The following is a 13,221-nucleotide window of genomic DNA, read 5'->3' on the forward strand; positions in this document are numbered from 1 at the left end:
CTATTTAATGACCGGTTCTTATTTTATGCAAACACTCTGCCACAGCACTATGAGACACTGCATTTTTTTTAAATTCTTGAATTATCAGTTCTTTTTCATGAACATTTGCCTCCAGCTGATTTAAAATATTCATAAGGTGCATTTTCATATGACCTTGTTGAATTCCTGTTGTTGTAAGGGCTCTTAAGGCAGCAAAATTCTGTGCGAGACCTGCAACTGCAACAATTTGCATCAATTCAGAAGCATTGGGGCCTTGAAGAATTTCCATAGATAACTTTGCCAAAGGGTGTAGCTTCGTTAAGCCGCCTACAGTACCTAAAGATAAAGGAATTTCTATCCAAAACTTAAACTGACCATCCTCAATTTTCGCATGAGTCAGGCTCTTGTATTTTCCATCCTTTGCGGCATAAGCATGTGCGCCAGCCGCTACAGCCCTAAAGTCGTTTCCTGTAGCCAGCACTACAGCATCAATTCCATTCATGATCCCCTTATTGTGGGTCACTGCTCTATAAGGCTCAATCTTAGCGATTTCAACTGCCTGAACAAATTTTTGGGCATATAAGTCGGCATCTTCCTCGAAAAAATCTTCTATGCTACAAGAAACCTCCGCTCGGACTAAACATTCGGGAACATAATTTGAAAGTATGCTCATGATTATTGATATCCCTTCTTTTTCAAATGCGCTTGCTATGGCTTCTAAACAAGAATTAATAAAATTGGCACCCATGCTATCACCCGTCTCGAACTTGACATGTAGTTGAAAATAATCCTCGAGTTCTTCAGTCTTATCTCTGAGTTCTATATCAACAATACCGCCACCTCTCTTTCTCATATTTGATGTAATATGATCAGTGGCTATAATTAAATCATCTTTAATGCTTGAAAAATACTGTCTCAGTTCGCTAACATTTCCCTTATAAGTAAAATGAACCTGCCCTATCTTTGTTGTTGAAATCACATTGGCAATAAAACCTCCTTTAGTACTCCAAAACTTAGCTGTAAGGGCCGCAGCTGCAACCACCGAACTTTCTTCTATAGCCATGGGAATTGCAAGTGACTTTCCGTTGATGATGAAGTTAGGAGCTATGGCATAAGGCACATAAAAATTACTGATCGTATTTTCAATAAACTCATCATGAAGTTGCTGAAGTTTAGCGTCTTGATTTTTATACTGCTCAAGGGTTTCAATTCCTTTTTTTTTGTCCTGGAAATAATTTTCAGCAAGCCAGTCAATTTTTTCAGACTTGCTTAATTTAGAAAACCCAGTAATCACTTTTGACATATTCCATTTTTTTGCATAACAAAGATAGTCAATAGCCGAATAATAAATTAATAGATATTCTGCAACAAAAATCACAAGAAAATGAACGAATTTCAAGTTTAAAATAGATTGCTTAAACAGATCGTTAATCTCATCCATTATCCTTAGATAAAATGTAGTTTCTTAGCTAAGAATCTATCCGTAAAACAGTAAAAATTCTTTCTAAAAAAGAATTGATTTCATATATTTTCCGTAAACTTGGTTTTTTTAAATTCAGTTATTTTTATGAGGGTATATTTTCTTCTATTCGTTATACTTGTTCAGCCTATTTTTTCACAAGAAAAAGAAATTACTTTAGAAGACATCTGGGCGAAAAATGCTTTTGCCACACAATCTCTTGAAGCTTTTCAGTCGATGAAAAATGGAGATTTCTACACGATTCTAAACCATAATTCTTATGGTACTTACATGGATAAATATGATTACAAAACACTTGAAAAAGTTGAAACTGTTGTCTTAGGAAAAGATTTAGATGGTATCAAGTTTTTTGATGCCTATACATTCAGTGAGGACGAACAAAAGTTAATTATTGGTGTTAACCTTGAGCCAATTTACAGACGTTCCAAAATTGGAAAATATTATGTCTACGACTTGAACAGTAAATTGCTTGAATTAATCGTTGACAAGAATATCCAGGAACCAACCTTTTCTCCAGATGGAAGTAAAGTGGCTTTTGTACATGAGAATAATTTATACATCAAGGATTTAAAAACAAAAGAGATTTCACAGATAACTACAGATGGTGAAAATAACAAGATCATCAACGGAATCACTGACTGGGTCTATGAAGAAGAATTTAGCTTTGTTCGCGCTTTTGAATGGAATGCTTCTTCAGATAAAATTGCATTTATTCGGTTCGATGAAACTGAAGTTCCTGAGTTCTCAATGGATACTTACGGAACCGGACTGTATCCGGCAGATCAAACTTTTAAATACCCTAAAGCCGGAGAAAACAATTCGCTAGTATCACTTCATATTTATGACCTGAGTAAAAAAGAGAATTTTCAGGCGAATATTAAAGCATTTGAACAGTATTATATTCCTCGTATTCAATGGACAAAAGAGGCAAATATATTGGCTGTAACGACTATTAACAGACACCAAAATAATTTGAATCTTGTGTCATTTAATGCAAGTTCAAATGAAGCATCTCTTCTTCTTAATGAAACTGATGCAGCCTATGTTGATGTAACCGATGATTTGACATTCTTATATGATAACAGCTTTATCTGGAGTAGTGAGAGAGATGGATTCAATCACTTATATGTTTATGACAAGAACGGGAAGCTGCAAAATCAAATTACAAGCGGATCTTGGGAGGTTACCAAATACTATGGTTTCGATAAAAAAACCAAAAAAATATTTTATCAATCTACTGAAGAAGGGTCAATAAACAGAAGTATCTATTCAATTGATATTTCCGGCAAGAAAAAGAAAAAGCTAAGCAAATATATCGGAACGAATTCAGCGGCATTCAGCAATAGTTTGAACTACTTTGTGAACACCTATTCAAGTTCTACAAACCCAACGGTTTTTACTTTGGTAGATGCTAAAACCGGAGATGAACTAAAAGAGATCAAGAACAACCTGAATCTGGCGGAGAAATTAACAGCCTATGATTTACCGGTAAAAGAATTTAGCACCATTAAAACCGCCAATGGCGAGTTTAACATGTGGATGATGAAACCGAAAGATTTTGATCCAAATAAAAAATATCCAATGCTGATGTTCCAGTATTCTGGTCCTGGTTCACAACAAGTTGCCAATAGATGGCACAATGCATGGCGACATGATTATTGGCACATGATGCTAAGTCAGAAAGGTTATGTCATTGTTTGTGTTGATGGGAGAGGCACTGGTTATAAGGGAAGGGATTTTAAAAAGGTAACTTATAAAGAATTAGGAAAATACGAGATCGAGGATCAGATTGAATCAGCTAAAGAATTAGGAAAAAGAGCTTACATCGATGAAAATCGAGTCGGTATCTGGGGATGGAGTTACGGTGGTTTTATGAGTTCTCTTGCCATTACCAAAGGAGCTGATGTTTTTAAAATGGCCATAGCTGTTGCACCAGTTACATCCTGGAGATATTATGATTCGGTCTATACTGAAAGATACATGCAGACTCCACAAGAGAATGCTGCCGGCTACGATGACAATTCACCTGTCAATTTTGCTGACCAACTAAAAGGAGATTATTTACTGATCCATGGCACGGGGGATGACAATGTGCACGTTCAGAATTCAATGCAAATGATCAATGCCCTGGTTGGAGCCAATAAACAGTTTGATTATTTCACTTATCCCGATAGAGCTCATGGTATTTATAAAGGTAAAAACACCCGATTACACCTTTTCAAAAAAATGACTACTTTTATTGACCGCTCTCTGGGAGATTCAGAAGAAAAAAAAGAAAATTTAATCGACTAACTTAAACTATATATATGACTGCCATAACAAAATCACCGGAGCAAAGAGAATTTCTTGGGCATCCTGTAGGGCTTTTTATTCTTTTTTTTACAGAGATGTGGGAGCGTTTTTCTTACTACGGAATGAGGGCCATTCTCGTTTTGTATTTGGTAAGGTCTACTACAGACTCTAATGCTGGGCTAGGTTGGACCAACTCAGAAGCTTTGCAACTTTATGGATGGTACACGATGTTGGTTTATGTGGCATCGATTCCCGGAGGATGGATAGCTGATAATGTTTTTGGACAGAAAAAATCAGTTTTGTATGGTGGTATACTTTTGGTTGCCGGACACAGCATACTTGCAATTGAAGAACTATGGGCCTTTTATACAGGGCTTGGTTTGATCATTGCCGGAGTTGGGATGCTAAAACCGAATATCTCAACCATGGTAGGAGGGCTTTATAAACAAGGCGATATTAGAAGAGATAAAGGATTTACGATATTTTATATTGGTATCAACGTTGGGGCATTTCTTTCAAGTCTTATCGTAGGAACTGTAGGAGAAGTCTATGGGTGGCACTATGGGTTCGGTCTTGCCGGAATAGGTATGGCTCTAGGCTTGATTCAATATCTTGTAGGACAAAAATATTTAAAAAGTGTCGGTAACTTTTTAGGAACCTCTCAAAATGAAGAAGACAGAGATTCTTTAAAAAGACCATTGACAAAAATTGAAAAAGACAGGGTGATTGTATTGATCCTGTCTTTTTTAATGGTAATCGTTTTCTTTGGCGCCTTTGAACAGGCGGGTGGTTTAATGAACCTATATGCCTCTGAAAAAACAAATAGAATGCTTTCATTTTCTTTACCCTTTATAGGTAACGAAGTACCCGCTTCATGGTTTCAATCATTAAATGCTATGTTCATCATTTTCCTTGGTACAGCTGTAGCCGCTTATTGGGCAAAACGTAAATTAAAAGGCCGAGAAGCATCTTCATTGTTCAAAATGATCATGGGATTGGTCATCATGGGAGCAGGTTTCTTTTTTATGACAGGTGCTACACTTGAGTTTGAACGTTCAGGTTCTTCTGCAATGTATTGGTTGGTATTGGCTTATTTATTGCACACCATTGGTGAATTAAGCCTTTCTCCTGTTTCACTTTCATTTGTAACTAAATTGGCGCCTGCAAAATACGCTTCCTTGATGATGGGACTTTACTTTGCTACCACAGGCCTTGGAAATAAATTAGCTGGATTACTTGGTGAGTCAGCTTCTCAATTTGGTGAGTTCTCTGTTTTTACAGGAATCGCATTATTTTGTATCCTTTTTGCTTTACTGATTTTTGCATTCTTTAAAAAATTAAAAGCACTTACCCATGGCGCAGAAGATGATGAACATGAAGTTACCGAAGAAGAAAAAGCAGTTTTGACAAACAATTGATTACAAACCCCTTAAAAGAATGATATTCTTAAAGGGGTTTTTTAATATTCCAAATATTTAATTTATGAACACTGATATAGAAAATCTATTTAAGGACAAGGTCTTAGGGCACCCGGCGGGGTTATTTGTTTTATTTTTTACTGAAATGTGGGAACGTTTTTCTTTCTACGGTATGAGAATTTTATTGGTCTTGTTTTTAACTGCCCCATTAGTAGGGGATAATCCCGGGTGGGAATGGCCAAGAGAACATGCCTTGGCTTTAATAGGCACCTATGCTTCATTGCTATATTTAACGCCAATTGTCGGCGGATTTATAGCAGACAAGTATACAGGATATAAATGGGCGGTTGTAATTGGCTGTGTTATTATGACCCTTGGTCATCTATCCATGGTCTTTGAAACACAATTTTCGTTATATCTGGGACTGGCATTACTGGTTATAGGAACGGGTTTCTTTAAGCCTAATATTACATCCATTATTTCGACGATGTACAAGGGAAAAGAGACCAAAAAGGACGGTGCTTACACTATCTTTTATATGGGAGTAAACGCTGGTGCTTTTTTCGGTATGATGCTTTGTGGTTATTTGGCAGAAAATTTAGGTTGGAGTTATGGCTTTGGTTTGGCAGGAATTTTTATGTTTTTAGGGATGCTTCAATTCTTAATGGCTAAAAATTTATTTGGAAATATAGGGGAAAGACCTAGTGTAATAGCTGCATCAGAAAAAATAAGAAAAGAGACTGAAACGGTTGAAATTAAATCTGAAAAAGCAGAAAAATTAAATCCTTTTACTTCTCTTGATAAAATACTTGTCACGCTTTCAGCTTTATGTGGGCTGCTATATTTGTTTAATGACCCAATGTCAAAAGTAAGTGAGTCGGGTTTCCTTAACTTCTCCTTAGGTGGTTACAATGGGTCGACAGTAACAGTATTATCAGGATTAGTTATGTTTCTATACCTCTTGGTTTCCAGAGTAAGCAGATACGAAAGAGTAACTAGAGATCGCATCATAGCAGTAGCAATTTTTGGACTTTTTACTGTATTCTTTTTTGCCGCTTTTGAACAATCTTTAGGTTCCATGACGATTTTTGCAAGAGACTATACAGCGAGAAATTTAACCGGGGCATCTGCAATGATTTTCAAAATAGTAGATTCAATACTAACGGTTGGCCCTTTGGCGATTATAACTTGGGTACTATTTTTGTTGTTTAAAAAAACCTATTCTAAAATTCCTTATTCAAACATTATTTTAGGTATTGCTTTTTTAGGGCTATGGCTAATTGTGAGTTGGAAAATTAATAGAGAGTTTAGTAAGGACACCACAGAAGCTCCGGCATCTTGGTTTGGTATATTAAATTCGTTTTTTATCATCACACTTGCACCATTCTTTTCAAAATGGTGGGAAAGTAAATACAATCCAAGTGCTGCTATGAAATATGGACTAGGGCTTATATTACTTGGGCTAGGGTTTGCAATTCTTGCTTTTGGTACTGCGAGTATTCCATCCGGAGCCAAAACTGCTTCGGTAAGTATGATTTTCTTAATCCTTGCGTATTTATTACATACCATGGGTGAACTCTGTCTCTCGCCAGTGGGGCTCTCTTATTTAAGTAAGCTCGTGCCTTCTCGTATGATTGGATTTATGTTTGGTATCTGGTACCTGGCTATAGCAATTGGTCAGAAGACTGCCGGGACTATGGGTGGTTTAATAGACAAAATTTCTGAGGAGTATTCATTGAGTTCGTTCTTTTTGATCTTTACTATTATTCCTATTGCAGTTGGTTTTATATCCATTCTGCTGAACCCAATACTAAAAAAATTAATGCATGGTGTAAAATAATTTCGACCAGATTTTGTTTCATTAACATAACCTTTAACAAATTTTAAGGACAGATTATGTAATTTTGCAATAATCAAAGCTACTAAGGCAATGTATAATTTGAATAAAATGAAGAAGACCTTTTTAATTTTGGCCCTGGTAATAACTACCATTTCGGCGCAATCTCAGAAGAAAAAAATCAATTGGATGAGTCTTGAAGAAGCAGTTGCTGCTCAAGCTGTTAGTCCAAAAAAAATCATTATGGATGTCTACACATCCTGGTGCGGACCTTGTAAAATGCTCGATAAAAACACCTTCCAGAATCCGGATGTTGTTCAGTATGTCAATGAAAATTATTATGCAGTAAAATTTAACGCTGAAAGTAATAAACCTATTAATTTCAAGGATCAGGTATTTGGCAATCCTAATTACGATCCAGGCAGGAGTGGCAGAAATGCGCAGCATGAGCTTGCAGGAGCCTTAAAAATAACCGCTTATCCAACCATAGTGTTCTTTAACGAAAATGGTGATACCTTGCTCCCTGTTCCGGGATATAAAACCCCGAACCAGTTGGAATTGTATTTGAAACTCTTTTACAATGACGACCATCAAAGCATCAACACCCAAGAACAATGGGATGAATATCAAAAAGATTTCGTTTCGCAGTTCAAAGGGTAGTTTCGAATAAATTTATTTCTCTTGGATCTTTGTGATGTAACGCGCATTCAAGAATAACCATTGTTAAATTATCACCCAAGTGAATTATTTATCCGTTGAGAATATTTCAAAATCTTTTGGAGACAGAGTACTATTTGAAGACATTTCTTTTGGCATCAACAAAGATCAGAAAATTGGATTTGTTGCTAAAAATGGAACTGGCAAGACAACCATATTAAAGATTATAGCTGGCGATGACAGCCCTGATTCCGGGAATATTATCATTCGTAAGGATATAAAGGTGGCTTACCTGTCTCAGAAAGAAGATCTCAATGAAGAACTAACTGTAGAGCAAACCATTTTTGATTCTGACAATGACACTTTAAAAGTGATTGAGCTCTATGAGCATGCCTTAACCAATCCAGAAGATGCAGAAGCATATCAAAAGGCTTTTGAATTGATGGAGCAAAAGAATGCCTGGGATTTTGAAACCCAATACAAACAAATTCTTTTCAAATTAAAACTAAATGACCTGCAGCAGAAAGTATCTTCACTTTCAGGAGGTCAGAAAAAAAGATTGGCATTAGCCATGATTCTATTAGAGCAACCCGATCTTCTTATTTTAGATGAGCCTACTAACCATCTCGATCTTGAAATGATCGAGTGGCTAGAACAACATTTAAAAAAGGCCAATACAACGCTATTTATGGTTACCCACGACCGTTATTTTCTCGACAGAGTTTGTAATGATATACTTGAGCTGGACCATGGAAAAATATACCGGTATAAAGGTAATTACTCTTATTATCTCGAGAAAAAAGAAGAGCGAATTACGGCAGAGCAAACCACTGTTTCTAAGGCAAAAAATCTTTTTAAAAAAGAATTAGATTGGATGCGCAGGCAACCTAAAGCCAGAACTACCAAATCTAAATCACGAATTGATGACTTCCATCAAATCAAAGAAGTTGCGCATCAAAGAAGAAAAGACCATCAGGTTCAACTAGACATCAAAATGGAAAGGCTGGGCAGTAAGGTTGTCGAGTTACACCATGTTTCTAAAGCATTTGATGAAAAATTACTGATCAATAAGTTTGATTATGTTTTCAAAAGAGGTGAGCGAATTGGTATTATTGGAAAAAACGGTACTGGTAAATCTACTTTTGTCAACATGATTACCGGAGGTCTTGCGGCTGATTCTGGAAAAGTAGTTATCGGTGAAACGATCAAGTTTGGTTATTATTCTCAAAGTGGAATTAAAATTAAAGAAGGGCAAAAGGTTATTGAGGTGATAAAGGAATATGGTGAATACATTCCTCTGGGTAAAGGCAAGGCCATTAGCGCCGGGCAGCTACTTGAACGATTTCTTTTTGATCGTAAAAAGCAATATGATTTTGTCGAAAAGCTTTCAGGAGGAGAGCTGAAAAGATTATTTCTCTGTACTGTCTTGATACAGAATCCAAATTTTTTGATTCTTGATGAACCTACGAATGATCTTGACATTATAACTTTGCAGGTCTTAGAGAACTTTCTATTGGATTTTCCTGGAAACCTTCTTGTAATCTCACACGACAGGTATTTTATGGATCGAATTGTTGATCACCTGTTTATTTTTGAAGGAGAGGGTGTTATTAATGGCTTTCCTGGTAACTATACTGATTACAGAATTTATGAAGATTCCAAACCTTCGGAAGGCAATCAGAAAGTAAAAAAAGAAGATACTAGAAAGACAGCAGTCAATACTGGCCAGCTTTCTCATTCAGAAAAAAGAGAGATGGGTAAACTTGAAAAAGACATCGCCAATCTTGAGAGAAAAAAAACAGCGATTGAAACAAAGTTCTCAAACAACGAAGTGAGCCCGGAAGAGATTGAAGAGACCTCTTTAAACTTACAAAGCCTCATTGGAGATTTGGAAACAAAAGAAGAAAGATGGCTTGAGCTGTCAATGAAAATGGAATCCTAGACGATCATTATTTAGCTCTCATATTCGATAGAAAAACACTGATCGAATTCTTTCGATATTCCTTTTAATCTCAAAAAAACTTTTAAAACACTAATCGTATCCCGCTCACAATATTTAACGATTCGATCCAAATCATTCTCCTCATAATAAGCATTTCGAACCTCACTGCCCGTAAGGTCAGTCTTTGGAGATGGAATTCCCAGAACCGATGTCATCAGATCAAGCGAAGTGTAGTGTTTATAATCCCCAAACTTCCATAAGTCCATTGTATCTATATGTCTCATTTGCCAAGGTTTTTTGCCAAACAAGTTCAAAATTTCTGGTAAAGGGATCTGATTAATGATCATTCTCCTTGCTAAATATGGAAAGTCAAACTCCTTACCATTATGGGCACATTGCAAATGAGACTGGTTGTTGAAGTTCTTGTTAAGGTATACATTAAACTCTTGTAATATTTGATGCTCATCATGCCCGAAAAAGGATTTTAAGACTAACTCTGAGCCTTTATCGCTTTTTCTGACACATACTGTAGAAATGCAAATGATCTTGCCAAACTCTGCCCAAATACCTGCATTTTCATAATACTCAGAAGCAGAGATCTCATCCTTTCTTTGAAATCGAGTCTTTTTCTCAAACAAAGCCTGATCAGAAGTAGCTAAATTTTCCAATTTCCTTTTTAATGGTACTGTCTCAATATCCAAAAACAATATTTTATTCAAAAAACCCTTGCGATCCATATAGTATTGGTTCGCAAGGGTAGAAAAAGTAAACTGTCTTGAACAGTATTGGTATTGATTTGAATTAGAACCTGTACGTATATCCAAGAGATATTCCTCTTCCTGGGCTTAGACTTGAAAATATTTGATCCTGTGCCTGAAAAGATTGGTATCTGGCCTCTACAGTACTATCTAAAATGTTCTTCACCGAAAAACTGATATTAGACCTTAGGTCTTCTCCGAATGATTTGTTCAATATAAAATCCAAACTTTGAAAAGGCATGGTATAAGCATCAGGTACATCACCGGTTCCTACTACCTGAAGCGTTTTTCCCTGCACGTTATAATACAGGCTAGTCTGCCAACCAGCATCGTTTGCATAATTCAGTCCAAAGTTAATAAGATAAGGAGACTGACCCTGCATATCTCGTGTGTCACCTATAGTCTCTCCATCTCTTAAACTCAAAGTTCTTCTTTCCAATTCAGCATCTGTCATTTCTAATTCTGATTTAATCAAAGAGAAATTAAGATTGACGCTAAAGTCTTCAAGCTTATCTATAATAAAACCAAAATTCTTTCTTATTTCAAATTCAGCTCCATAGACCGTTGCTTTACCCGTATTCAGAGGAATAAACTGATCTGAGGCAGATAAGAAATAAGACATTTCTATAGGATCTTTAAAGTTCTTATAAAAAGCACTTATGGCAAACATCTGAGCCTTATCTCCAAAGTGCTCCCATCTTAAATCCAGGTTGTTTACATAGGTGGGTTGCAGTTCAATATTACCATTGAAGGTCGTACTTGAAATAGGGTCAAATATTTGTGTGATTGACGCTTCTTTAAAAGAGGGTCTTGCTGTGGTTCTTCCATATGCAAGCCTTAAATTGGATGCATCAGTAAGGGCATAAATAAAATTGGCAGATGGGAATAAATCTGCTTTGTCTAAAATCTTCTCATTATCTAATATGATATCTCCCTGGTTATTTGTTCCAGTATAATACAAATCAAATTTTTCAAATCGCAATCCTATGATAGACTTTAATTTGTCTGTAATTTGAAATTCTTCAGACGCATATACTGCGGCAATATTTTGAGTTGCATCAAATGTATTGGCAGGCTCAAAATTTCCTTCGGCATAAGTTCCTTTTTGTGTATTGACCGTCCAAATGTTTTGAGGGTCTAATAACCGGTCTGCGTCTCCTTCAAATTCCTGACCCGTTCCGCCCTGTATTCTCAGCTGGTATGAATCAATTGAAAAATCTCTTTGCTTGTACGTATAATTTCCTCCAAACAATAATTTTGCCTTTTTATTAAACAAATCATGTCTTTTGGTAAAATCCAATTTACTTACTAAATTGATCTCTTCAAGATCCCTCCAGATTCGTTGAGGGCTACCTGCAGAACTAGGACTAATAAAATATACATCCTCATCAGAATCATACTCAAAAGGGGTTACTCTAACGTCTTTATCATTGATCTTTGAAATCGTTGGAGCAACTTTCCATTCAATATTCCATGATCCATCGTCATTTGAATGCTTACCGTTTAACAGGATGTTCGTAATTTGACTTTGCTTGTATTCTAAATTATCCTTGAAAATTGTAACCGCATCTGAGAACAGCAATTCCTGTCTTAAGTAACCAGCACTTGAGATACCATTTTGAATATGAAGTGCCGATAACCTATACTTACTTTTATCTGTTTTGAAAGTCAAACCTGCCATCACGTTCCAAAGCACGTTATTTTTTGCTAAGTTTCCTTTTTGAAGTTTATCAGGGTCCAATTCATTAACGCTTTTGTCTTCTGATTTTCTCCAGTTTCCGTTTTGAATATCTTCATAGAGTATAAATTCATTTCTATAAGAAGCAACTGCCTGATACCCTAACTTATTTCCTTGTCCTACATCATAAAGGTTACCTGCTGAAAATCCAAAGTTTGTATTTAAGAAACTACTTTCATTTTGAGCTGCCATCTCTGGCTCAAATTGTGATGTCCAATAAGACGTTGCTGGATTGTTGTCTGATGGAGGTGGAATTGTGATATCACGAGGAATTGGCCTTGCTCTTTTTCCACTATCAAAACCTAAAGGATCTGACTTACTTCCGTTATAGCTTAAATAGTCAGAACTAAAGTGCATGTTTGGATTATACTCTGCGCCAATTGAAATGCTATATTCCTCTTTGTTCGGGAAATCTTTAGTAATAATATTTACAACGCCTCCTGTAAAATCAGCAGGATAATCAGCTGTAAATGATTTAACAACTTGAATATTATCCAAAATATTGGTAGGAAAAATATCCAATTGAATTGTATTTCTATCTGGATCTAAACCTGGGATATCCACACCGTTTAAAATTGATTTGGTATAACGATCTCCAAGACCTCTTACATATACATACTTTCCTCCTTGAACCGAAACACCTGGAACGCTTTTTACGGCAGTTGCAGCCTTGCTGGCACCAATTTTACTAAAGGTCTGGGCAGAAATTCCATCGAGAAGATTGACCGATTTTTTTTGTACGTTCAAAATGGAAGCCTCTGTATTTTCAGCCGTGGTTGCCTTTACGATCACTTCTTCCAATTGATTTGAAAGCGGTCCGATACTCGCATTTACAATAATGGCTTGATCAGCTACAATACTGACTTCTGAAATTTCTACAGTTTCATATCCAATAAAAGAAAACAGAACCGTATAAACTCCCTCTTCCAGTTTTAAACTGTAGTTTCCTTCAAAATCTGTTGTTGTTCCTGTTCCAGTCTCTTTAATAATGACATTGGCAAAAGGAAGTATATCGTTATATTCCTTATCCATTACTTTTCCTGCTAATTCACCCGTTTGAGCAAAGCTTAAATTATTGAATAAAGCAAAAATAATCAGGTATAAAAATTGTTTCTTCATT

8 protein-coding genes are annotated in these 13,221 nt (G+C 36.1%); 5 read left to right on the top strand and 3 right to left on the bottom strand.

Annotation, left to right across the window (positions count from 1 at the left end; genetic code table 11):
* Nucleotides 1-4: 4 nt before the first annotated feature.
* Nucleotides 5-1,282: a hydroxymethylglutaryl-CoA reductase, degradative gene (locus tag QWY87_RS01535; protein WP_290287593.1), complete on the bottom strand. Its 1,278-nt coding sequence runs from the start codon at nt 1,280-1,282 to the stop codon at nt 5-7.
* Nucleotides 1,283-1,546: 264 nt separating this feature from the next.
* Between QWY87_RS01535 and QWY87_RS01540 the strand changes: the two genes are divergently transcribed.
* From QWY87_RS01540 to QWY87_RS01560, 5 genes are all read left to right on the top strand, one after another.
* The gene (locus QWY87_RS01540) at nt 1,547-3,751 is read left to right on the top strand and encodes a S9 family peptidase (protein ID WP_290287595.1); all 2,205 of its coding nucleotides are present in this window, start codon (nt 1,547-1,549) and stop codon (nt 3,749-3,751) included.
* Nucleotides 3,752-3,765: 14 nt separating this feature from the next.
* Nucleotides 3,766-5,169: a peptide MFS transporter gene (locus QWY87_RS01545; RefSeq protein ID WP_290287597.1), complete on the top strand. Its 1,404-nt coding sequence runs from the start codon at nt 3,766-3,768 to the stop codon at nt 5,167-5,169.
* 64 nt (nt 5,170-5,233) lie between these two features.
* The gene (locus QWY87_RS01550) at nt 5,234-7,009 is read left to right on the top strand and encodes a peptide MFS transporter (RefSeq protein ID WP_290287599.1); all 1,776 of its coding nucleotides are present in this window, start codon (nt 5,234-5,236) and stop codon (nt 7,007-7,009) included.
* 108 nt (nt 7,010-7,117) lie between these two features.
* Nucleotides 7,118-7,666 carry a thioredoxin family protein gene (locus tag QWY87_RS01555; protein WP_290287600.1) on the top strand — a complete coding sequence of 183 codons (549 nt, stop codon included), beginning with the start codon at nt 7,118-7,120 and terminating at the stop codon, nt 7,664-7,666.
* 79 nt (nt 7,667-7,745) lie between these two features.
* Entirely contained in the window at nt 7,746-9,605 is a 1,860-nt protein-coding gene (locus QWY87_RS01560; RefSeq protein WP_290287601.1) for an ABC-F family ATP-binding cassette domain-containing protein, read from the top strand.
* A gap of 11 nt (nt 9,606-9,616) precedes the next feature.
* On the opposite strand, the gene QWY87_RS01565 is transcribed toward QWY87_RS01560, so the two are convergent.
* Entirely contained in the window at nt 9,617-10,342 is a 726-nt protein-coding gene (locus tag QWY87_RS01565) for a 3'-5' exonuclease (RefSeq protein ID WP_290287602.1), read from the bottom strand.
* A 64-nt stretch (nt 10,343-10,406) separates the two neighbouring features.
* Nucleotides 10,407-13,220 carry a TonB-dependent receptor gene (locus QWY87_RS01570; protein WP_290287603.1) on the bottom strand — a complete coding sequence of 938 codons (2,814 nt, stop codon included), beginning with the start codon at nt 13,218-13,220 and terminating at the stop codon, nt 10,407-10,409.
* Nucleotide 13,221: the final 1 nt, after the last annotated feature.

It is taken from the genome of Lutimonas halocynthiae (genome assembly GCF_030409835.1).
Classification (GTDB): Bacteria; Bacteroidota; Bacteroidia; order Flavobacteriales; family Flavobacteriaceae; genus Lutimonas; species Lutimonas halocynthiae.

Excerpts from the sequence above, each read along its gene's own strand:
- QWY87_RS01535 (WP_290287593.1), bottom strand. The coding sequence starts at position 1,282 with ATGTCAAAAGTGATTACTGGGTTTTCTAAATTAAGCAAGTCTGAAAAA.
- QWY87_RS01540 (WP_290287595.1), top strand. The coding sequence starts at position 1,547 with ATGAGGGTATATTTTCTTCTATTCGTTATACTTGTTCAGCCTATTTTT.
- QWY87_RS01545 (WP_290287597.1), top strand. The coding sequence starts at position 3,766 with ATGACTGCCATAACAAAATCACCGGAGCAAAGAGAATTTCTTGGGCAT.
- QWY87_RS01550 (WP_290287599.1), top strand. The coding sequence starts at position 5,234 with ATGAACACTGATATAGAAAATCTATTTAAGGACAAGGTCTTAGGGCAC.
- QWY87_RS01555 (WP_290287600.1), top strand. The coding sequence starts at position 7,118 with ATGAAGAAGACCTTTTTAATTTTGGCCCTGGTAATAACTACCATTTCG.
- QWY87_RS01565 (WP_290287602.1), bottom strand. The coding sequence starts at position 10,342 with ATGGATCGCAAGGGTTTTTTGAATAAAATATTGTTTTTGGATATTGAG.
- QWY87_RS01570 (WP_290287603.1), bottom strand. The coding sequence starts at position 13,220 with ATGAAGAAACAATTTTTATACCTGATTATTTTTGCTTTATTCAATAAT.